Raw genomic sequence first — 250 nt, forward strand, 5'->3', positions numbered from 1 at the left:
GAAAAAGAGAAATTTCTCCCCTTTGCGCCGGATTTTGCGATCGAACTTATGTCGCCAAGCGATAGTTTAAAAACCACTCAAGCGAAAATGAAAGAATATATCGAAAATGGTACGGTATTGGGATGGTTGATTAATCGCCAAAATCGGCAAGTGGAAATTTATCGTCCCGGTGTAGAAGTAGAAGTGCTGGATAATCCTGCCACGGTGTCGGGAGACCCCCTGCTACCGGGATTTATCCTGCAGTTAGAGG

Annotated in this window: 1 protein-coding gene; it reads left to right on the forward strand. The window is 45.2% G+C overall.

Annotated features, from left to right (window positions below):
• Positions 1-250 (forward strand): Uma2 family endonuclease (locus AC0QH1_RS29715; protein WP_324635058.1); only part of this gene is annotated, 250 nt, incomplete at both ends.

It is taken from the genome of Phormidium sp. CCY1219 (assembly GCF_055795085.1).